Origin of the sequence: Delftia sp. WSY_22 (assembly GCF_043104185.1) — a bacterium.
In the GTDB taxonomy this organism is placed as follows: Bacteria; Pseudomonadota; Gammaproteobacteria; order Burkholderiales; family Burkholderiaceae_C; genus Comamonas; species Comamonas tsuruhatensis.
Genome location: NZ_JBICKN010000017.1, coordinates 96,751 through 116,697, shown reverse-complemented (window position 1 = coordinate 116,697; position 19,947 = coordinate 96,751). Strand labels below are relative to the sequence as shown.

The 19,947-nt window shown below is 67.2% G+C and carries 22 protein-coding genes; 14 read left to right on the top strand and 8 right to left on the bottom strand.

Going from position 1 to position 19,947, the window contains the following annotated elements; genetic code table 11:
• The first annotated feature begins 46 nt into the window (after positions 1 to 46).
• Together ACF8NF_RS09165 and ACF8NF_RS09160 are read left to right on the top strand one after the other, a co-directional pair.
• The gene (locus ACF8NF_RS09165; RefSeq protein ID WP_012206405.1) at positions 47 to 397 is read left to right on the top strand and encodes a single-stranded DNA-binding protein; all 351 of its coding nucleotides are present in this window, start codon (positions 47 to 49) and stop codon (positions 395 to 397) included.
• Between the two features lie 134 nt (positions 398 to 531).
• On the top strand, positions 532 to 1,350 hold the full coding sequence (locus ACF8NF_RS09160; protein ID WP_012206404.1) for a MetQ/NlpA family ABC transporter substrate-binding protein: 819 nt from the start codon (positions 532 to 534) through the stop codon (positions 1,348 to 1,350).
• Positions 1,351 to 1,537: 187 nt separating this feature from the next.
• Here the strand turns inward: ACF8NF_RS09160 and ACF8NF_RS09155 are convergent, their stop codons facing one another.
• The 6 genes from ACF8NF_RS09155 to ACF8NF_RS09130 form a co-directional block, all read right to left on the bottom strand.
• Positions 1,538 to 2,263 (bottom strand): nitroreductase, encoded by a 726-nt coding sequence (locus ACF8NF_RS09155; RefSeq protein WP_392450479.1) that lies wholly within the window; start codon positions 2,261 to 2,263, stop codon positions 1,538 to 1,540.
• A gap of 4 nt (positions 2,264 to 2,267) precedes the next feature.
• Entirely contained in the window at positions 2,268 to 3,476 is a 1,209-nt protein-coding gene (locus ACF8NF_RS09150) for a thiolase family protein (protein ID WP_392450478.1), read from the bottom strand.
• Positions 3,473 to 4,987: an AMP-binding protein gene (locus ACF8NF_RS09145; RefSeq protein ID WP_392450477.1), complete on the bottom strand. Its 1,515-nt coding sequence runs from the start codon at positions 4,985 to 4,987 to the stop codon at positions 3,473 to 3,475. Before ACF8NF_RS09145 ends, ACF8NF_RS09150 begins: the two co-directional genes overlap by 4 nt.
• Positions 4,980 to 5,573: a biotin transporter BioY gene (locus ACF8NF_RS09140; protein WP_016448270.1), complete on the bottom strand. Its 594-nt coding sequence runs from the start codon at positions 5,571 to 5,573 to the stop codon at positions 4,980 to 4,982. Before ACF8NF_RS09140 ends, ACF8NF_RS09145 begins: the two co-directional genes overlap by 8 nt.
• 74 nt (positions 5,574 to 5,647) lie before the next feature.
• Positions 5,648 to 6,241, bottom strand: a complete 594-nt coding sequence (locus ACF8NF_RS09135; RefSeq protein ID WP_016453289.1) for an energy-coupling factor transporter transmembrane protein EcfT — start codon at positions 6,239 to 6,241, stop codon at positions 5,648 to 5,650.
• Positions 6,242 to 6,258: 17 nt separating this feature from the next.
• Entirely contained in the window at positions 6,259 to 6,999 is a 741-nt protein-coding gene (locus tag ACF8NF_RS09130; RefSeq protein ID WP_392450476.1) for an energy-coupling factor ABC transporter ATP-binding protein, read from the bottom strand.
• A gap of 386 nt (positions 7,000 to 7,385) precedes the next feature.
• Here ACF8NF_RS09130 and ACF8NF_RS09125 point away from each other — a divergent pair, with 386 nt between their 5' ends.
• The 4 genes from ACF8NF_RS09125 (at position 7,386) to ACF8NF_RS09110 (ending at position 10,509) form a co-directional block, all read left to right on the top strand.
• Positions 7,386 to 8,267 carry a methionine ABC transporter ATP-binding protein gene (locus ACF8NF_RS09125; protein WP_016448267.1) on the top strand — a complete coding sequence of 294 codons (882 nt, stop codon included), beginning with the start codon at positions 7,386 to 7,388 and terminating at the stop codon, positions 8,265 to 8,267.
• A gap of 50 nt (positions 8,268 to 8,317) precedes the next feature.
• A complete protein-coding gene (locus ACF8NF_RS09120; protein WP_012206396.1) occupies positions 8,318 to 8,983 on the top strand; it encodes a methionine ABC transporter permease in 666 nt (221 codons plus the stop codon).
• Between the two features lie 62 nt (positions 8,984 to 9,045).
• Complete coding sequence (locus ACF8NF_RS09115; protein WP_017407338.1) at positions 9,046 to 9,876, top strand: MetQ/NlpA family ABC transporter substrate-binding protein; 831 nt, start codon at positions 9,046 to 9,048, stop codon at positions 9,874 to 9,876.
• 84 nt (positions 9,877 to 9,960) lie between these two features.
• Positions 9,961 to 10,509: an NADPH-dependent FMN reductase gene (locus tag ACF8NF_RS09110; protein WP_016453285.1), complete on the top strand. Its 549-nt coding sequence runs from the start codon at positions 9,961 to 9,963 to the stop codon at positions 10,507 to 10,509.
• 89 nt (positions 10,510 to 10,598) lie between these two features.
• Here ACF8NF_RS09110 and ACF8NF_RS09105 read toward each other — a convergent pair whose 3' ends face one another.
• Positions 10,599 to 11,003, bottom strand: a complete 405-nt coding sequence (locus ACF8NF_RS09105) for a hypothetical protein (protein WP_227472554.1) — start codon at positions 11,001 to 11,003, stop codon at positions 10,599 to 10,601.
• A 341-nt stretch (positions 11,004 to 11,344) separates the two neighbouring features.
• Between ACF8NF_RS09105 and ACF8NF_RS09100 the strand changes: the two genes are divergently transcribed.
• A complete protein-coding gene (locus ACF8NF_RS09100) occupies positions 11,345 to 12,460 on the top strand; it encodes a hypothetical protein (protein ID WP_026062879.1) in 1,116 nt (371 codons plus the stop codon).
• 87 nt (positions 12,461 to 12,547) lie between these two features.
• On the opposite strand, the gene ACF8NF_RS09095 is transcribed toward ACF8NF_RS09100, so the two are convergent.
• Positions 12,548 to 13,186, bottom strand: coding sequence for an FMN-dependent NADH-azoreductase (locus ACF8NF_RS09095; protein ID WP_016448263.1), 639 nt, complete (start codon positions 13,184 to 13,186; stop codon positions 12,548 to 12,550).
• Between the two features lie 175 nt (positions 13,187 to 13,361).
• Here ACF8NF_RS09095 and ACF8NF_RS09090 point away from each other — a divergent pair, with 175 nt between their 5' ends.
• The 7 genes from ACF8NF_RS09090 (at position 13,362) to ACF8NF_RS09060 (ending at position 19,944) form a co-directional block, all read left to right on the top strand.
• Positions 13,362 to 14,291 carry a LysR family transcriptional regulator gene (locus ACF8NF_RS09090; RefSeq protein WP_016448262.1) on the top strand — a complete coding sequence of 310 codons (930 nt, stop codon included), beginning with the start codon at positions 13,362 to 13,364 and terminating at the stop codon, positions 14,289 to 14,291.
• A 110-nt stretch (positions 14,292 to 14,401) separates the two neighbouring features.
• The gene (locus ACF8NF_RS09085) at positions 14,402 to 15,037 is read left to right on the top strand and encodes an alpha/beta hydrolase (protein ID WP_016448261.1); all 636 of its coding nucleotides are present in this window, start codon (positions 14,402 to 14,404) and stop codon (positions 15,035 to 15,037) included.
• Positions 15,038 to 15,194: 157 nt separating this feature from the next.
• Positions 15,195 to 16,196: a sulfate ABC transporter substrate-binding protein gene (locus tag ACF8NF_RS09080; protein WP_026062880.1), complete on the top strand. Its 1,002-nt coding sequence runs from the start codon at positions 15,195 to 15,197 to the stop codon at positions 16,194 to 16,196.
• Between the two features lie 73 nt (positions 16,197 to 16,269).
• A complete protein-coding gene (gene cysT, locus ACF8NF_RS09075) occupies positions 16,270 to 17,175 on the top strand; it encodes a sulfate ABC transporter permease subunit CysT (protein ID WP_013801696.1) in 906 nt (301 codons plus the stop codon).
• A 1-nt stretch (position 17,176) separates the two neighbouring features.
• Positions 17,177 to 18,175: a sulfate ABC transporter permease subunit CysW gene (cysW, locus tag ACF8NF_RS09070; protein WP_016453281.1), complete on the top strand. Its 999-nt coding sequence runs from the start codon at positions 17,177 to 17,179 to the stop codon at positions 18,173 to 18,175.
• Between the two features lie 36 nt (positions 18,176 to 18,211).
• Positions 18,212 to 19,339, top strand: a complete 1,128-nt coding sequence (locus ACF8NF_RS09065; RefSeq protein ID WP_016448258.1) for a sulfate/molybdate ABC transporter ATP-binding protein — start codon at positions 18,212 to 18,214, stop codon at positions 19,337 to 19,339.
• A gap of 98 nt (positions 19,340 to 19,437) precedes the next feature.
• A complete protein-coding gene (locus tag ACF8NF_RS09060) occupies positions 19,438 to 19,944 on the top strand; it encodes a disulfide bond formation protein B (RefSeq protein ID WP_016453280.1) in 507 nt (168 codons plus the stop codon).
• The last annotated feature ends 3 nt before the right edge of the window (positions 19,945 to 19,947 follow it).

The following is a 19,947-nucleotide window of genomic DNA, read 5'->3' as shown; positions in this document are numbered from 1 at the left end:
GTGAAGATGCGCCGCCAGGTCTGGATGCGTAAGACCTGCACCTACAATGGCGTCTTTTGTAACTGACGATTTCTTCCTGGTCTCGCACATGATGGATGGACTGATTACCGGCAGACTCACCGGTACGCCCGAACACCGCAGCGACCGCAATCGGCGCCCCTTCATGGTGGCCCGCGTGCGTTCCGAGGCATCCGATGGCACTTCCATCCCGGTCAATGTGGTTGCATTCGACGCCCAGGCCTGCGAGGTGCTGCGCAATCTGATCGAAGGCGATGCCGTGGCGCTGCGTGGCAGCTTCACGCCCAAGGTCTGGATAGACCGCCAGGAGCAACCCCATCCCGTACTGGATGTCGTGGCCCACCAGGTCATGGCAACGCCCGAGTTCCAGGACCGCTGACGCCCGCGCTGCGGCGCCGGTTGTGAGCTACTGAAAAAACTGTCTAGCCGCAGTGTGCCGGTACGGTCGCCGCGCGCTGTGTTGGCGCTACAGTGTGCGCCTGTGTTTTTGACAGGTTACAAGGAACCGCATCCATGCCCACCAAGCGCCATTTCCTCCGCCGCACGCTCACGGCCGCCGCGATTGCCAGCACCGCCGCCATGACCCTGCTGGCCATGCCCGCGCAGGCGCAGGACAAGCCCATCAAGGTCGGCGTCACGGCCGGCCCGCACGCCCAGATCATGGAGCAGGTCAAGAAGGTCGCCGAGAAGAACGGCCTGAAGATCCAGATCGTGGAATTCGGCGACTACGTGCAGCCCAATGCCGCGCTGTCGGCCGGTGACCTGGACGCCAACAGCTACCAGCACCGCCCCTACCTCGACGCCCAGGTGCGCGACCGCGGCTACAAGATCGGCTGGGTGGCCGACACGGTGAATTTCCCCATCGGCATCTATTCCAAGAAGATCAAGCAGCTGGCCGACCTGCCCCAGGGCGCCAAGTTCGGCATCCCCAACGACCCCACCAACGGTGGCCGCGTGCTGCTGCTGCTGCAGGCCCAGGGCCTGATCAAGCTCAAGGAAAGCGCGGGCCTGAAGGCCACGCCGCTGGACGTGGTCTCCAACCCCAAGAAGCTGCGCTTCGTGGAGCTGGACGCAGCCCAGCTGCCACGCTCGCTGGATGACCTGGACGCCTCGGCCATCAACACCAACTTCGCGATCTCGGCAGGCCTGAACCCCAAGACCGATGCCATTGCGCAGGAAAACGCCAAGAACCCCTATGTGAACATCCTGGTCGCGCGCGATGCCGACAAGGGCAAGCCCTGGGTGGCGCAGCTGATCAAGGCCTACCACTCCGATGAAGTGCGCCAGTTCATCGATGTGCAGTTCAAGGGGTCGGTGATCCCTGCGTTCTGAAGAACGCACCCCCTGAGGCGCTGACGCGCCTTCCCCCTCTCTACCCGCTTCGCGGGGGAGGGGGACGACACCCTCGGTGCGGGGCTGCCCTTCCTCGGTGTCCCCGGGTTGGGCCTTGGTGGTGCCATCGCCATGACCCGTACTAGTGGGCGCGAGCTCGCAAAGCTGCCGATTTCGGCAGCTTTTTTCATTCCCCCAGCACTTTGAAGTATTCGGTCAGCGGTGCGCGGGTGGTCTGGGTGCGGTTGACGGGGGCGGCCTCGTCGGGCCAGCCCAGGGCCAGGCCGCAGACGATGTGCTCGCCGGGCGCAAGGTCGAGCACGCGGCGCACGGTGTCGGGGTAGGAGGCCAGGGCGCCGATGGCGCAGCTGCCAAGGCCCTGGGCGGCTGCGGCCATTTGCAGGCCGTACAGGGTCATGCCCAGGTCCATGTAGCCGCCTGCGCCGAAGCGGGCGTCGATGCTCACGACCAGGGCCACGGGCGCATCGAAGAAGCGGTAGTTGCGGCCGAACTGCGCGTCGCGCCCTGCGCGGTCCTCGCGGGCCACGCCCAGGGCGCTGTACAGGGCCTGGGCCGACGCCACCTGGCGCTTGCGCAGCGCCATGGGCATGGGGCGGGGGAAGTAGCCGTAGTCCTCGCGCTCAGGTGCTCCGCCTTGCCAGTCGGCCAGCAGCGCCTGTGTGAGTGCGTCGCGCAGGCTGCCGCGCACCTGGATGAACTGGCCGGGCTGCAGGTTGCCGCCGCTGGGCGCCCGGCGGGCCGATTGCAGCAACTGGTGCAGCAGCGCATCCGGCACGGGATCGGGCCGGTAGGCGCGCACGGAGCGGCGCGCGTGCACCAGGGCCTCATGCGCATCGCCAAAGGGAAGGGTGTCGAACGGTGGTTTGGCGGACATGGGAAATGCGGAGTCCATGGATTCAAAGCGCCTGCACCAGGCAGGCCGCGCCTATGCCGCCAGCCCCTGCAATGGCGGCCAGGCCCAGGGCCGGCCTGTGGGCTGCTGGCGTGCGGTGCAGGTCTGAGAGCATGCGCACCAGCGCAACCGCGCCCGATGCGCCAATGGGATGGCCGCGCGCCAGGCCACCGCCGCCGGTGTTGAGCTGGTGCAGCGGCAGGCCCAGGGTTTCGGCAAAGGCCAGGGCCTGCACGGCGAAGGCATCGTGCAGCTCCACAGCCTGGAGCTCTGCCGCAGTCAGGCGAGGAAGCTGCAGCGCTGCGGCTCCACGCTCCAGCACCTGCTGGGCCGCCAGTGCGGCGGCGACCAGCGGTGTTTCGGGCGCATGGCCCAGCGAGGCACTGGCCACCCAGCGGGCGCGTGGCTGCAGGCCCAGGCGTGCGCAGGCCTGCGGCGTGGCCAGCAGCACCAGGGCTGCGCCATCGGCCTTGGGCGAGATGGTGGGCGTGCTCAGCGCATGGCGCTGGCGTGCATGGGCGTAAACGGCGCCAGCCGCTTCGGCCACCACGGGCATGCGCGCAACGCGGGCCGGGTTCAAGGCGCGTGGATAGGCGTCGTGGTCCAGCCCCGCCATGGGCACGATCTCTTGGGCCAGCCGGTCGCGGTGCGCGAGCGCCAGCGCGTGGCTGTGGATGGCATGGGCCTCCTGAACGGCGCGGGTGATGCCATGGGCCAGCGCGTGGTCGGCGGCCGATTGCAGCAGGTCCGGGTCACGTGCGGGGTCGGGGGCGAACGCGGGGCGTTCATAGGGCACGGGCAACTCGTCTGCATGGCGCGGGCGTGTCTGGCGGATGGGGGCGCGGCTCCAGGCCTCGGCACCACCGGCCACCACGATATCGGCCTGGCCCGACAGCAGCAGGCCTGCAGCCAGGGCCACGCTGTCCAGGCCCGAGCAGCACTGGGTATCCACGCTGTGGGCCGCGCAGCGCTCGGGCAAGTCCGCAGCCAGGGCCAGCATGCGGGCCGGGTTGCCGCCTGCGCCCAGGGCGTTGCCTAAGACCACGGCATCCACGGCATCCACGGCCCGGGCAGGCAGGCCGGCCTGGGCCAGCAGGGCCTGGAGCACGGGCGCGCCCAGTTCGTGCGCCGCAAGCTCGCGCAGCGCACCGCCCACGGGGGCGACGGGGCTGCGCGCCCAGGCCAGGATGACGGGGGCGTCTTGCGGGTTCATGGCAGGGGCAGCAGCGCGGGTTCGCCGGGCAGTGGCTGGCCAGTGTCCGTGTCCGTGGCGGTGGCAGTGGCCGCCAGCGCGCGCGCCAGCCGGCCGTGGTCGGTCTTGCCGCTGGCGGTCTGCGGCCAGTCGGTGCAGCTCCACCATTGGCGCGGCAGCTTGTAGCTTTCCAGCCGCTCGCGCAGCCAGGCTGCCAGCGCCTGTGCGGAGCCTGCGGGCGCGGCGCCGTGCCATTGCACGACGGCGTGCACCTGCATGCCGCGCAGGGCGTCGGGCAGTCCTTGGATGGAGACCTGGGCGACGCCCGGGTGCGCGGCCAGCAGGGTCTCGACTTCCTCGGGGAACAGGTTCTTGCCCTGGGTGACGAGCATGCGGCTCTGGCGCCCGGCCAGGCACAGCTGGCCGCCGGCATCGATATGGCCCATGTCGCGCACGGACAGCCACTCGCCATCGCGCAGCGCGGCCGTGCCATCGCGCGCCTCGCCCACATAGTCCATGAACAGCATGGGGCTGCGCATGTAGATCAGGCCGTCCTCGCCCGGCTGCAGGGTGTGGTCGCCGGTCTGCTGCGTGGCGGGGCGGATCTGCAACTGCACATTGCTGAAGGGCCGGCCCACGGCCTGGGGCGGGGCCTGTTCGTCGGCCTCCATCCAGGCGATGAAGCTGGCCTCCGAGGCGCCGTAGAACTCGATGATGCGTGCGCGCGGAAACAGCGCGCGCAGGGCCGGGGTCTGGGCGCGCATCCAGCGCGCGCCGCTGATCATGACCAGCTCCACCTCGGGGATGGGCGCCAGCGCGCGGTGTGCTGCCCATTGCAGCATCAGCAGCAACTGGCTCGGCACGGCGACCAGGCAGGGCGCCTCGCCGCGCGCCAGCGAGGCCAGGCAGCGCGCCGCCGAGAACCGCTCCTGCACCACGGCGCCTTCGCCGCACCACAGGCCCTGCATCACGCCGAACAGGAACAGCGAATGCGAGATGCGCCCGGGCGCCATGGTGCGCTGCGCGGCCACGGCGCCGAAGTCCTGCAGGCAGACGCGAAAGCTCTCTGTCCACGAACGGTGGTGGCGCATGAAGCCCTTGGGCAGCCCGGTGCTGCCCGAGGTGAAGCCGGTGTAGAAGGCGCCGGTGGCCGTGGCCTCGGCCAGAGCGCTGGGCGCCGTGGGCAGCCAGCCCTCGATGCGGCTGCGCACGGCATCGGGCCAATCAGGATCGGCCACGGCGGCGCAGCGGCCGCTGTGCAGGATGGCGAGGAATTCGACGATGGCATCCACGGTGCTGGCGCTGCCGCCCGTGTCCACCAGCAGCATCTCTGGCGCCTGGCCGGCCACCAGCGCGGCCGAGCGCTGCAGCACGGCGGCATGCAGCGCGGCAAAGCTCCATTGGCAGGCCTCGCTTTGCAGCGCCATCGCATCGGGGCGCTGCCGCGCCCAATGCTCCAGCGGGCCATGGACCAGGGTCCACGGGTGCTGCAGCGGCGCGGCCAGCGGATGACGCGCGGATGGCTCAGCCATGCTGGCGGCCTCCGAACGGCCAGTCCGGCATGCCGCGCGCCACCGTGTGCACCACCAGGGCGCACAGCACGCACTTGACCAGATCGCCGGGCACGAACAGCAAGGTGGCCATGAAGGCCTGCGACAGGCTGAGCTTGGCCATCAGCATGAGGCCCAGCACGCCAAAGGCATGCAGGGCCACCAGCCCGCCCAGCGCCGAGGCCGCAAAGGCGCTGAGCGCCGCGCGCCGGGGAGAGCCCTGGGGCAGCGCACGCATGACCAGGCCGGCAATGCAGGCCGCCAGCGGGTAGCCCAGCAGGTAGCCGGCCGAGGGCGCCATGAAGACGGCAATGCCGCCGCGCCCGCCCGACAGCAGGGGCAGGCCCACGGCCACGGCCGCAAGGAACAGCAGCATGGACTGCATGCCGCGCCAGGGGCCGAGCATCACGCCGGCCAGCATCACGCCCAGCGACTGGATGGTGATGGGCACGCCCAGCGGCAGGTCGATCTTGGGAATCAGGCCCATGACGGCCATCAGTGCCGCGAACAGCGAGACCTGGGCCATGGAGCGCGCCGAGGCGCGTGAGACGGTGGAGGGAGCGGTCATGGAGAGTTCTCGCTGTCGGTCAGGAAGGGCAGTTCAGCAGGGCAAATCGGAAGGGCAAATCGGCAGGGCAGGCCTCAGCGGCCCAGGCGCGCCCACAGCGCATCGGACACGCGGCGCGTGGCCTGCAGCATGTGGATGGTCAGCGGCGCAATCAGGCGCAGGCCGCCGGCGCGGCCCGTGCGCAGCCGGTGGGCATCGTCCATGCGCTTCCACTGCACGAAGAAATGCTCGGTGAAACGCAGCATCAATGCCAGCTGCAGGGCCACCTGTTCGGGGGAGATGCCGATGCGCTCCAGCGGCGCCAGCAGCCGCTCCAGCACATCGACCAGATCGCTGGGGCGCGTGCTCACGGTCAGCGCCATGCCCAGCGTGGAGGCGCAGACCAGGCGCAGCGCGCTGGCGGCGGCCAGGGCGTAGTGCTGCATCCACACATGGAAGGCAGCCACCAGCAGGGCGGCCACGGTGACCGACAGCATGAGCCGCCGTGCGCCCTCGGTGGCGCGGCCCAGCGACAGCCACAGCAGGCCGCAGGCGGCGCCGGCCATGGCCAGCAGCCACGGTGAATCGATGAGGAACAGGCCCGTTCCCAGCAGCGCCATGAGCAGCAGCTTGCGGCCCGCACTCCAGGCATGGAGCCAGCTGGTGTATTCGCTGTAGAGGCTTCCCATGGCGGCCGGCTCCTGCGTCAGGGCTGCGTCTGCAGCCGGCGGGCCACGTCGGCTTCATAGGCTGCGCAGACCGCGTGGCCGGGGCCGTCTGCGCGCACCTGACCGCGCTCCAGCCAGAGCACGCGGCCAAAGCTGCGCACATGGTCCAGCACATGGGTGGAGACCAGCACCTGCTGCTCGGCGGCCGCGATGTCCCTGGCCAGCCGCGCCTGGCCCGGCAGGTCCAGGCTGGCGAAGGGCTCGTCCAGCAGCAGCACGCGCGGCGCGGCAATGAGCAGGGCCAGCCAGCACACCTGCTGGCGCTGGCCCTGGCTGAGTCCGGCCACGGCGCGCGGTGCCCAGTCGGCCAGGCCGCGGCTGCTCAGCAGGGCGCGGGCGCGCTCCGTGGCCTCGCGCCGCGAGATGCCCGAAGGGCGCAATCCCAGGGCCAGCTCTTCCTCCACGGTGGGGAAGATGATCTGGTCGTCGGGGTTCTGGAACATCAGCCCGACCTGGCCCGGCCGCCTGGCGCGGGCCTCGTGCAGTTCGGTGCCGTCCAGCAGCACGCGCCCGGCCTGCGGCGCATCCAGGCCGCACAGCAGCCGGAACAGACTGGTCTTGCCCGCGCCGTTGTCGCCGATGATTCCCACGCGCGGCTCGTCCAGCTGCAGGTCCAGGCCATCAAAGACGGTTGTGATGCCACGCCGCAGGCGCACCGCTTCCACGCGCAGGCTGGCGGCGCAGGCGGGGCAGTCGGCAGTTCGGGAGGATTCAGGCATGGCGAATGAAAGCGGGTACTTACCTGTAATGCACGCAACCACAAGGAATCTTGCCGTTGTACAGGCCTGTCGGGGGCGGATTCTAGCAATGCCGTCCAGGCCGTACATCAAGGCTTGAAAGACGGCAATCGATATAAGCACCGTATTTTTTATTCTTTTGTTTGAACAACGTTTTGCAACACACTCGTTAGAACACTAATGACGGCAGATCCTGGGGATTCGCCTGTGCTTGGCGACGACGCAAGACAACGCATGCCCATCGGCTTGCAACTGCGTCCAACTGCGCAGCACAGGGCCCGGAAATTGCGCGCCATTGCCTGGAGATGGCGGTGCAAAGGCTGCCGTTGCCGATCCCAGGACCGTTTTCACTGCCGAACCGAGACTCCATGACCGTCCAGACCGCCGATTTCGCCCCGGAAAACGCGCTGATCCGCCTGCGCGACCTGCAAAAGAAATTTGTAACAGCCGATGGCAAGCACTTCGATGCCGTGCGTTCGGTGTCGTTGGACATTGGCCAGGGCACGGTCTTCGGCCTGATCGGCAAGAGCGGTGCGGGCAAGTCAACGCTGCTGCGCCTGATCAACCTGCTGGAGCGCCCCGACAGCGGCGAGGTGGTGGTGGCAGGCCAGCGCCTGACCGATCTGGGCCGCCGCGCGCTGCGCGAGGCGCGCCAGAACATCGGCATGATTTTTCAGCAGTTCAACCTGCTGCAGAACGCCAGCGTGTTCGAGAACGTGGCCTTTCCGCTGCGCATCCATGGCGGCCACTCGCGCGCCCAGATCGAGCAGCGTGTGCGCGAATGCCTGGACATCGTGGGCCTGGCCGACAAGGCCGGCAGCTATCCGGCCCAGTTGTCCGGAGGTCAGAAGCAGCGCGTGGCGATTGCGCGCGCCCTGGCGCCGCGCCCGCAGGTGCTGCTGTGCGACGAGCCCACCTCGGCGCTGGACAGCGAGACCACGCGCTCCATCCTGGCTACGCTGGCGGACATCAACAGCCGCCTGGGCGTGACCATCGTCATCGTCACGCACGAGCTGGCCGTGGTCGATGCGCTGTGCAGTGAAGTGGCCATCATCGAACAGGGCCAGGTGGCCGAACGCTTCACGCTGCCCGCCCTGCCGCAGGGTCGTGCCTACGAGGCGCCGCAGCGCGCCACGCTGCTGGGCAGCGAACTCGAGGCCCTGCGCGTGGAGCGCGCCGACAAGGCCCTGCGCGAGCGCGGCGCCACCCGCCCCGTGGTGCTGCGCGCCGTGGGCGGCTCCGAGCACTGACGGGCTTTCGCCCGGTCCCGTTTTCCTCTTCTTTTAGCTTCCGCATTCCCATGTCTGAAAACATCGTCGAAATCCTGCCCGAGCTGTGGCTGGCCATGGGCCAGACCCTTTTGATGCTGGGCATCGGCCTGTCGGCCGCCGTGCTGATCGGTGGCCCGCTGGGCGTGCTGCTGTTCCTGCTGGGCCCCGGCCAGTCGCTGGACAACCGCCCGGCCTTCGCCGTGCTGAACTGGACGGTCAACACCGTGCGGTCCTTCCCCTTCATCATCTTGCTGGTCGCGCTGGTGCCCTTCACGCGCTGGCTGGCCGGCACCTCCATCGGCCCGCTGGCTGCGGCCGTGCCGCTGTCCGTGGCGGCCATTCCCTACCTGGCACGCCTGGTGGACCAGTGCCTGCGCGATGTGCCGCGCGGCGTGATCGAGGCCGCGCACGCCATGGGCGCCTCGGAGCTGCAGATCGTCTGGCGCGTGCTCATCGTCGAGGCGCGTTCGGGCCTGGTGCTGGCGCTGACCGTGCTGGCCGTGAGCTTTCTGTCGTACTCGGCCATTGCCGGCGTGGTGGGCGGCGGTGGCATTGGCGATCTGGCCATCCGCTACGGCTACTACCGCTTCCAGACCGATGTGATGGTGCTCACCGTGACCATCCTCGTGGCCATGGTCCAGGTCATCCAGTTCGTGGGCAACACGGCGGCCCGCCGCCTGGACAAGCGCGGCTGAGTGCGCTGTCCAGACCCGCTTTCTTCTTTCTTCCCGCTCCCTCCCAAAAAAAGGATTCCGACATGACCGCATCCCTTTCCTTCGTGCGCCGCCACCTGCTGGCCTCGGCCGCCGCCCTTGCCGCCGTCAGCGTGCTGGCGCTGCCCGCCCATGCCCAGGCCGACAAGAAGCAGCTGGTGATCGGCGGCACGGCAGGCTCCAACATCGACCAGCTCAAGCAGGGCATCGTGCCGCTGCTGCAAAAGAAGGGCTACCAGGTCAAGCTGGTGGAGTTCAACGACTACGTGCAGCCCAACCTGGCGCTGGCCCAGGGCTCGCTGGATGCCAACTTCTTCCAGCACCGTGTCTACCTGCAGAAGTTCGCGGCCGACCAGAAGCTGGACCTGGTGGAACTGGTGCAAGGCCCCATTGCCCCCCTGGGCGTGTATTCCAAGACCCGCAAGACCCTGGCCGAGGCCAAGGAAGGCGACCGCGTGACCCTGCCCAACGACCCGAGCAACCTGGCTCGCGCGCTGGTGCTGCTGGAGCAGGCCGGCCTGATCAAGGCCAAGCCCGGCATCGACCCGCTGCGCGTGTCCGAAAAGGACCTGGCCGAGAACCCGCGCAAGCTCAAGTTCATCCCGCTGGAAGCCGCGCAGCTGCCGCGCTCGCTGGGCGATACCGAATACGCCATCATCAACGGCAACTTCGCCATTTCCTCGGGCCTGAAGCTGACCGAGGCCGTCTCGCTGGAAAAGACCCCCGACCACTACCTGAACGTCGTGGCCATCAAGAAGAAGGACCAGGGCGCGGCATGGGCCAAGGACCTGGCCGAGGTCTACCGTTCAGCGGAGTTCAAGGCCGTGGTGGACAGCAAGTTCCAGGGCTATGCCAAGCCCACTTTCCTACAGTAAGCGCCGTGCAGGCAGCTACATAATGGCTGCCTGCGGGAGGTACGCCTCCCACCCGTTTTTCGCCACTTCCTCCAGGAGCAATGCATGAGCCAGATCAAGGTCGCTGTCATCGTGGGCAGCCTGCGCAAGGATTCCTTCAACCGCAAATTTGCCGACGCCATTGCGCGCCTGGCACCCGAAGGCCTGGTCTTCGAGCAGGTCGCCATCGATGCACTGCCGCTGTACAACCAGGACCATGACGGCAATGAGGCGGACGTGGTCAAGCAGTTCCGCGCCCAGATCCAGTCGGCTCAGGCCGTGCTGTTCCTGACACCCGAGTACAACCGCTCGATTCCCGGCGTGCTCAAGAACGCGCTGGACCAGGGCTCGCGCCCCTACGGCAAGAGCGTCTGGGCCGGCAAGCCCGCTGCCGTGGCCGGCGTCTCCGTGGGTGCCATCGGCACGGCGCTGGCGCAGCAGCACCTGCGCAATGTGCTGGCCTACCTGGACATGCCCACGCTGGCCCAGCCCGAAATCTTCATCCAGGCCAAGGACGGCCTGTTTGCCGAAGACGGCTCCATTGGCGCCGGCAGCCGCGACTTCGTGAACGGCTTCGTGCAGAAGTTCGCGGCCTGGGCGCGCAAGCACCAGTGAGCGGTGCGGCAAGGCCGCTCAAGACGCAAATGCCCGGCAATGCCGGGCTTTTGCGTTGGGGGGCCTGCGAGCGCAGAGCTCAGGCAGCGTCAGGAAGCGGGAGACGGGTTGGCAATCGCCGCAGCAGGGCGCGCGGCGGACGATGCCTTCTCGCGCGCCTGGGCCTGGTCGATGGCATCGATGATCACCACGCCGGTCGACTTGACACCGGGCGCCGAAAAGCCGGCACCGGGCGTCACGCCGGGATGGGCCAGCAGCTTGCGCGTCATTTCCTGGTTCAGCTGCTGCTGGCTGGGCTTGGCGGGGGTGGGCGCTGCGGCGGGCTGCTCGGGCTCCTCGGGCGCAGGTGCCTCGTCGGTGTTGCGCACATAGCTGCGGTACACGCGGGAATTGAGCTGCTCCTGATCCTGCTCGCGCTGGTACTGCAGGAACTGGTAGACGCCAATGCCCACCACGGTGATGGCCAGCAGGGACACGGCGATCACCGTGATCACCAGGTTTTCATCGGACGGAGGGCGGGCATGGACAGGGCCGCGGGGCCGGACATGGGGGCGGGGACTTGTGGCTGGCATGGATGGAAGGCAGTGAATGCAATGAGGCTGCCTGGATATCGGCAGGTCCGCCGACTTTCTGAAATACAGACGGTTCGTGTCGGACAAAGCCGCGAATATGGCGGTGATGGTTCAGCCTAACAGCTTCGTGTGTCGTGCAAGGCCAGGCAGGCATTGGATTTTTCAAAGAAGCGGAAAAAGCGGATACCTGTTTTGTTTGGTAACGCCCACTAGACTGCTGGCGTGACGTTCATGACGGCATTCATCCATAAGGGCGAGACAAGATGCAAAAAAAGGGCTGGAAAAATCTGTGCAGGGGCGCCGCGCTGAGCGTGGCATTGGTGACCGTATTGGCGGCGTGCGGCGGTGGGGGAGGCGATGGCAATGGCTCAGTTGTCGAGCCGCAGCCGGCGCCTGTGCAGATGTCGCTGCTGGCGGGTTCGCTTGCAAGCAAGCCCGACGCACTGGCTCAGGACCACTGTGGTCAGGTCAACGGCGTGGGCGCGCAGGCGCGGTTTTCGAGAATCACCGATCTCGCCCTTTCGCCGCTTGGCGACATTTATGTGTCGGAAGATGTTTATCCGCCTGTATCACCGCAGCCGCCTTGCCCCACACCCGAGCGCTCTCGCATTCGCCGGATTGCGGGGGAAGGTGTGGTGTCCACCTTCTCCACAGGGGGTGACCGCGACTGGGGCGAGCCCCGCAACTATCTGTATCCGCGCGCTATTGCAGCAGGTGGCAGTGGCGAGGTCTTTGTTGCGGATGGCCTGACCTGTGCAGAGTGCGCTGTCTTCAGTGGAGGCATGCCCCGCAATGGCATGGGAGTCTGGGTGCAGCAGGCATCGGGCGCAGTGCGGGCGCTGGCCGGTGGTGGGCCCAATTCAAGCGGCCCTAAGGATGGCGTTGGCGCTGCAGCGATTTTTTCCGGCCCCCATGCCATGCGACGTACGCCCGATGGCCGGCTGTTCGTGCTGGATGGGAACAGGCTGCGCCAGGTCACGGCCGATGGTGAGGTCACCACGTTGCCAGGCGAAGGTTTCAACGCGCTCGCCGTCGCCAGCAATGGGCAACTGCTGGTGGCCCGTGGTGGAGAAATCCTCAACTACACGACAGGCCAAACGCTGGCTAGGCTGGATGACAACGTGACTTCCATGGCCCTGGACAGCAGGAATGGCATCTACGTTGTGACCAGCAACCGCAGCACCCTGGTCCAAAAACTTTCGGATAGCGGGCAGCTCAGCATCGTGGCAGGACGTGTGGACAGCGCACCCCTGGCATACGAGCTGGGGCCGCTGCCTGGCAAGCTGCTGCACGTCAAAGCCATTGCTTTCGACCGCCAGGACCGCTTGTTGATCGCCGGCGCGTACGCCGTCGTTCGCACCAGTCCGCTGGTGCGCTGATTGCGACGGCTGCCAGGCTCGGCGGCCAGCAAAAAGCGCAGGCGCCCCGGTCAGGGTGCCTGCGCTTTTTTATGCGCAAGACCGAGCTCAGGCGGCGATGGCCGCTTCCTGATTGGCGGCAGCCGCTGCACGCACGATGTCGTTGCGGGCCGATTCCAGGGCCTTGGCCTTGGACTCATCGCCCATGGCCACGCCTTCTGCGCGCACGATGCTCACATCGGTGATGCCCAGGAAGCCGAACACCGTCTTCAGGTAGCTTTCCTGGTGCTCCAGGGCCTGGCCCATTTCGCTGGTGGAGTACACACCGCCGCGCGTGGAGGCCACGATGACCTTCTTGCCCTTGGCCAGGCCTTCGGGGCCGGCTGCGGTGTAGCGGAAGGTGCGGCCGCCCTGGGCGATGCGGTCGATCCAGGCCTTGAGCTGGCTGGAGATGGTGAAGTTGTAGAACGGAGCGCCGACCACGACCACATCGGCCGCCAGGAACTGGCTCACCAGGGCTTCGGAGATGGCGTTCTGTGCGCGCTCGGCTTCCGTCGTGGCGGCCTGGCCGGTGCGAAAGCCCATGGACACTGCGTTCAGGTGGTCGGGGGCGTTCACGGCCAGATCCAGGTATTCGACCTTGGCGCCGGGATTGGCGGCCACCAGGGCGGCCACGGTCTGGGCGGTCAGCTGGCGGGACACCGAAGCGGCGCCGGTGATGGAAGAGTCGATGTGCAGAACTTGCATGAAAAAGCTCCTGGGATGTCGGTTGGGATCGCGGTTGGGATCGGCCATTCGGGAAAGCTTGTAGGGCCGACGATGGGATCAATTGTGAATTTGGACAGAGTCTTTGATAAGCCGCAGAAATTGCGATAGATTGTCCTGAATTTGCAGCCAATGAGCACAGGGAGGGACGAGCGACATGATGGATCTCAACGACATGCTGTACTTCGCCGAGGTCGTGGAGCGCGGCGGCTTCGCCTCTGCCGGGCGGGCGCTGGGCATACCCAAGTCCAGGCTGTCGCGGCGCGTGGCCGAACTGGAGGCCCGGCTCGGAGTGCGCCTGCTGCAGCGCACCACGCGCAAGCTCTCGCTGACCCAGGTGGGCGAGGCCTATCTGCGCCATTGCCAGGCCATGCGCGATGCGGCCCTGGCCGCCGCCGACACCGTGGCCGAGGTGCAGACCGAGCCGCGCGGCACCATCCGCGTGAGCTGCCCCGTCACCCTGGCCCAGACCGTGCTGGGCGAGCTCATGCCCCAGTTCCTGCAGCGCTGCCCGCTGGTGCATGTGGAAATGCAGGTGACCAACCGGCCCGTGAACCTGGTGGAGGAGGGCATCGACGTGGCGCTGCGCGTGCGCCCCAGTCTGGAGGACAGCGGCTCCATGGTCGTCAAGCGGCTGGATGTGGCGCGCCAGATCCTCGTTGCCAGCCCGGAGCTGCTGGAGCGCCAGGGCACGCCGCGTGCACTGGCCGACCTGCAGCACCTGGACAGCATGTCCATGTCGGCGGTGGATGGCCAGTCCAGCCTGCTGCTGGTCGGCCCCGAAGGCCGCGAGCAACGCCTGCAGCTGCAGCCGCGCTATGTGGTGGATGACCTGCTGACGCTGAAATTCGCGGCGCTGGCCGGCAGCGGCATGTGCTGGCTGCCCGACTACATGTGCCATGAGGAACTGGCCGAAGGCCGGCTGGTCCATCTGCTGCCGGGCTGGGAGCCGCCGCAGGGCATCGTGCATGCGGTCTTCCCCTCGCGGCGCGGCCTGGCGCCGGCCGTGCGGCATTTCCTGGACTTCCTGGGAGAGACCGTGCCGGGGCGCAACAGCCACGCCACGCGCGAGCCGGTGGCGCGCTGAGGCTGCACCCCGCCATGCCATAAGAAAACAACAAATCGTTCGTTGGGATCGTCGGCGGCGTTCTCCACAATCGGGGCCCATGTCCAGCAATGGACAGTCCAGGAGAACCCATGAATCCCCACCGCATCATCATCGTGCCCGGCTGGCGCAACTCCGGCCCTGACCACTGGCAAAGCCTGTGGGCACAGCAGCTGCCGCATGCCGAGCGGGTGGAGCAGGACGACTGGCTCGTGCCGCACCGCGATCCCTGGGTGGCCGCGCTGGAGCAACTGGTGCTGTCCCGGCCCGAGCCCGTGGTGCTGGCCGCCCACAGCCTGGGCTGCATCACGGCCGCGCACATGGGGCCCGAGGCCAGCGCCCGCGTGCAGGGTGCGCTGCTGGTGGCGCCGGCCGATCCCGAGCGCCGTGCCCAGCTGGCCGACTTTGCGCCCGTGCCCTATGCGCCGCTGCCCTACCGCAGCGTGCTGGTGGCCAGCAGCAACGATCCCTACTGTCCGATCCGCCGGGCCGGCGCCTATGCGCGGGCCTGGGGAAGCGAGTTCGTGCGGCTGCAGAACGCGGGGCACATCAATGTCGAATCGGGTTTCGGCGACTGGCCCCTGGGCCTGGCGCTGCTGCAGTCGTTGATGCAGGGCGACAGCTGGCAGCCCGCGCAACCCCGGCCTGCCGTGCGTGCGCCGCGCGTTGCCGGTGCACGGGCAGCGGTGCCGGCAGGCGCGGGCGCCCCCTGGGCCGCCGGGCTGTGAGGTGGCGGCTGGCGAAGACGGTGGGCCAGGCTTCTTATATGGAAGCAGGCCATTAACAAACAAAAATATATTCTTTTGAGTTTTAAGCCAGCGTTCGCACAATGTGACTGTCTGTGAATCCACCGCAGAGATGTCCACTAATAAAAGGCAGCGAACCATGCATTCTTTGAAGCTCAAGACTTTGTTGGCCACCCTGGCGCTGGCCGCCGCAGGAACCGTATCGGCGCAGAACCAGCTGCTCAACGTCTCCTACGACGTGGCGCGCGAGTTCTACAAGGACTACAACGCCGCCTTCGTCGCCCACTACAAGAAGACCAAGGGCGTGGACATCAAGGTGGACCAGTCGCACGGCGGCTCCAGCGCCCAGGCGCGCGCCGTCAACGACGGCCTGGCTGCCGATGTGGTGACCTTCAACACCACGACCGACGTGCAGTTCCTGGCCGACAGCGGCGTGGTCGCCAAGGACTGGGCCAAGAAATTCCCCAATGACGCATCGCCCACCACCTCGACCATGCTGTTCCTGGTGCGCAACGGCAACCCCAAGAACATCAAGGACTGGAGCGATCTGACCCGTCCCGACGTGAAGGTCGTGGTGGTCAATCCCAAGACGGGCGGCAATGGCCGCTACGCCTACCTGGCGGCCTGGGGTTCGGTGCGCGAGAAGGGCGGCACCGATGCGCAGGCGGCCGAGTTCGTGCAGCAGCTCTACAAGAACGTGCCCGTGCTGGGCAAGGGCGGTCGCGATGCGACCAGCATCTTCCTGCAACGCAACATCGGCGACGTGCTGATCACGTTCGAGTCCGAAGTGGTTTCCGTGGAGCGCGAATTCGGCAAGGGCAAGGTCGATGCCGTCCATCCCTCGGTGTCCATCGTGGCCGAGAACCCCGTGGCCGTGGTCGAGCGCACCGTGGCCAAGAAGGGCACGGGCCAGCTGGCGCACGACTACCTGGCCTGGCTGTACTCCGACGAAGCCCAGGAAATCGCCGCACAGCACGCGCTGCGCCCCCGCTCCGAGGCCGTGCTCAAGAAGCACGCCGACGTGTTCAAGCCCATCAAGCAGTTCACCGTGGCCAAGTACTTCGGCTCGCTGTCCGAAGCCCAGAAGGTGCACTTCAACGACGGCGGACAGTTCGACAAGATCTACGTCCCCGGCAAGTAAGCACGCAAGCAGGCATGAAGGCGGCGAAGTCCGCCTGAGGCCCCTCCCCACACTGGCTGATTTGGAATCCAACATGGTGTCTGCCGTTCCGACCAGCCCAAGGCCTGGCGCCGACGCTCCTGTGCCCGCACCGTCCGGTGCGGCGCGCAAGGGGCGCGGCGCCAAGCGCGTTTTGCCCGGCTTCGGGCTGACCTTGGGCTATACGCTGTTTTATCTGAGCCTGATCGTGCTGATCCCGCTGTCGGCACTGCTGTTCAAGACCTTCTCGCTCACCTGGCCCCAGTTCTGGGAGGCCGTGGCCTCGCCGCGCGTGCTGGCCTCGTACCGGCTGACGTTTGGCGCCTCGTTCGCGGCGGCCTGCGTGAACCTGGTGTTCGGCCTGCTGATCGCCTGGGTGCTGGTGCGCTACAAGTTCCCGGGCAAGAAGATCGTCGATGCGCTCGTCGATCTGCCCTTTGCCCTGCCCACGGCCGTGGCCGGCATTTCGCTGACCGCCTTGCTGGCCGGCAATGGCTGGGTGGGCCAGTACCTGGAGCCCTACGGCATCCAGCTGGCCTTCAATCCGAACGGCGTGGTGATTGCGCTGATCTTCATCGGCCTGCCCTTTGTCGTGCGCACGGTGCAGCCTGTGCTGGAGGATTCGGAGAAGGAGCTGGAGGAGGCCGCCACCAGCCTGGGCGCCTCGCGCTGGCAGATCTTCTACAAGGTGATCCTGCCGGCCATCACGCCCGCGCTGCTCACGGGCTTTGCCATGGCCTTCGCGCGCGCCATCGGCGAGTACGGCTCGGTCATCTTCATCGCGGGCAACATGCCCATGATTTCCGAGATCACACCGCTGATCATCATCGGCAAGCTGGAGCAATACGACTACGCAGGCGCCACGGCCGTGGCTGTGGTGATGCTGCTGTTCTCCTTCGTGATGCTGCTGGTCATCAACGCGCTGCAGGCATGGCAGCGCAAGCATTCGGGAGGGGCTTGAGATGGCGTTGTCTCCACAGGAAGCATTGCTTCTCAAGATCATTGGCGCGGTGCTGGTCGCCGTGCTGGTGCTGTACAGGCTCACGGCGCCCCCGAAGGGCCGGCGTGAAAAGCTCTCCACCACCGAGCCGCGCGCTGTGCGCTGGATTCTCACGGGCATTGCGCTGACCTTCATCGGCCTGTTCCTGGTGCTGCCACTGGCGGCCGTGTTCACCGAGGCGCTGCGCAAGGGCTGGGATGCCTATGTCGCCGGCCTGCAGGAGCCCGATGCCTGGTCAGCCATCAAGCTGACGCTGATCACGGCGCTGATCGCCGTGCCGGTGAACCTGGTGTTCGGCGTGGCGGCGGCCTGGTGCATTGCCAAGTTCCAGTTCCGGGGCAAGGCCTTTCTGATCACGCTGATCGACCTGCCGTTCTCGATCTCGCCCGTGGTGGCGGGCCTGATGTACGTGCTGGTGTTCGGCGCCCACGGCTGGTTCGGCCCCTGGCTGGCCGAGCATGACATCAAGATCATCTTCGCCGTGCCCGGCATCGTGCTGGCCACCATCTTCGTGACCTTCCCCTTCATCGCGCGCGAGCTGATCCCGCTGATGCAGGCGCAGGGCAGCGACGAGGAGCAGGCCGCCATCGTGCTGGGCGCCACGGGCTGGCAGACCTTCTGGAAGGTCACCGTGCCCAACATCAAGTGGGGCCTGCTGTACGGCGTGATCCTGTGCAATGCGCGTGCCATGGGCGAGTTCGGAGCGGTGTCGGTGGTCTCGGGCCACATCCGTGGCCAGACCAACACCATTCCGCTGCATGTGGAGATCCTCTACAACGAGTACCAGTCCGTTGCCGCATTCGCTGCCGCATCGCTGCTGGCTTTGCTGGCCCTGGTGACCCTGGTCATCAAGTCGGTGGCCGAGTGGCGTGCCGAGCACCAGGCCAAGGCCGCAGCCGAGCTGCCTCCCGAGCGCCCCACGCCGGCTTCCCAGGCATCCCGTGTGCCGCAGGTGTCCTGAGGCCCGCCCCGACCAGAAAAGAGCAAGAGCAAGACCATGAGCATTGAAATACGCAACGTCAGCAAGCAGTTCGGCGATTTCCAGGCCCTGCGCGATGTGAGCCTGGACATCCAGTCCGGCGAACTCATCGCGCTGCTCGGCCCCTCGGGCTGCGGCAAGACCACGCTGCTGCGCATCATCGCGGGCCTGGAGACGCCCGACGTGGGCAGCATCCACTTCAGCGGCGAGGACACGACCGACGTCCATGTGCGCGAGCGCAACGTGGGATTCGTGTTCCAGCACTACGCGCTGTTCCGCCACATGACGGTGTTCGAGAACGTGGCCTTCGGCCTGCGCGTGAAGCCCCGCAGCCAGCGCCCCAGCGAAGCCCAGATCCGCGACAAGGTGATGAGCCTGCTCAAGCTGGTGCAGCTGGACTGGATCGCGGACCGCTTTCCGTCCCAGCTGTCGGGTGGCCAGCGCCAGCGCATCGCGCTGGCCCGCGCCCTGGCGGTGGAGCCCAAGGTGCTGCTGCTTGACGAGCCCTTCGGCGCCTTGGATGCCAAGGTGCGCAAGGAGCTGCGCCGCTGGTTGCGCCACCTGCATGACGAGCTGCATGTGACCTCCATCTTCGTGACCCACGACCAGGAAGAGGCACTGGAAGTGGCCGACCGCGTGGTCGTCATCAACCAGGGCCGCATCGAGCAGGAAGGCACGCCCCAGCAGGTCTGGGACAACCCGGCCACGCCCTTCGTCTACGGCTTCCTGGGCGACGTCAACCTCTTCAAGGGCCGAGCCAGCGATGGCCGCGTCTACCTGGATGACGGCACCCAGCTGGACAGCCACGACGCCAAGGGCGCCAGCGACAGCAAGGCCTTCGCCTATGTGCGCCCGCATGATCTGGAGGTGGAGCGCTACTCGCCAGGACAGAACCTGGACGTCCAGGGACGGCCCACGGGCATCGTCGTGCAGCTGGCCCGCGCCATCGTCGTGGGGCCCATTGCGCGCCTGGAACTTATTCCATCGGAGAGCACCGAAAGCACGGACAATGCCGAAGAGGGTGGCCTGATCGAGGCGCAGATTCCTGCGCAGCAGTTCAGGGACATGGCGCTGCGCGAGGGGGAAACCCTGGTGGTGACACCGCGCCGCGCCAAGGTGTTCCTGGACGAGGCGGCTGGCATCTGACGGCGCGGCAACGGTTTCCTGCACCCGCTGAACAGGGCTGCAGCGCCGGGCCGGCGCCGCAGCCCTGATTTCATTCAACCGGGTGACGAAAGACAAGAATGCTTCAATGGTTTGACAACGCTCCGCGCCGCATCCTGGCGCTCATCAGCCTGGCCTGCGTGGCCATGCTGGCCTTCGGCATGTATCTGCAGCATGTGGTCGGGCTGGAGCCCTGCCCGATGTGCATCGTGCAGCGCTACGCGCTGATCGGCGTGGCCATCTTCGCGGGCCTGGGCAGCGCACGCGGCGGGCGCGGCTGGCTGATGGGTTGGGGCATCGCGGCGCTGGTCGCCGCAGGCTTTGGCGCCTTCGTCGCCGCGCGCCAGAGCTGGCTGCAGTGGTATCCGCCCGAGTTCGCCACCTGCGGCCGCGACTTCTACGGAATGATCGAGAACTACTCCATCAGCCGTGCCGTGCCCATGATCTTCCGTGGCTCGGGTGACTGCGTTGCCGTGGACTGGAGCTTCCTGGGCGGCTCCATCGCCAACTGGTCCTTCATCTGCTTCGCCATCATGAGCGTGGCCGTCTTGGTGCTGCTGGTGCGCGGCGCTGCCCGCAGGCGCTGAGCC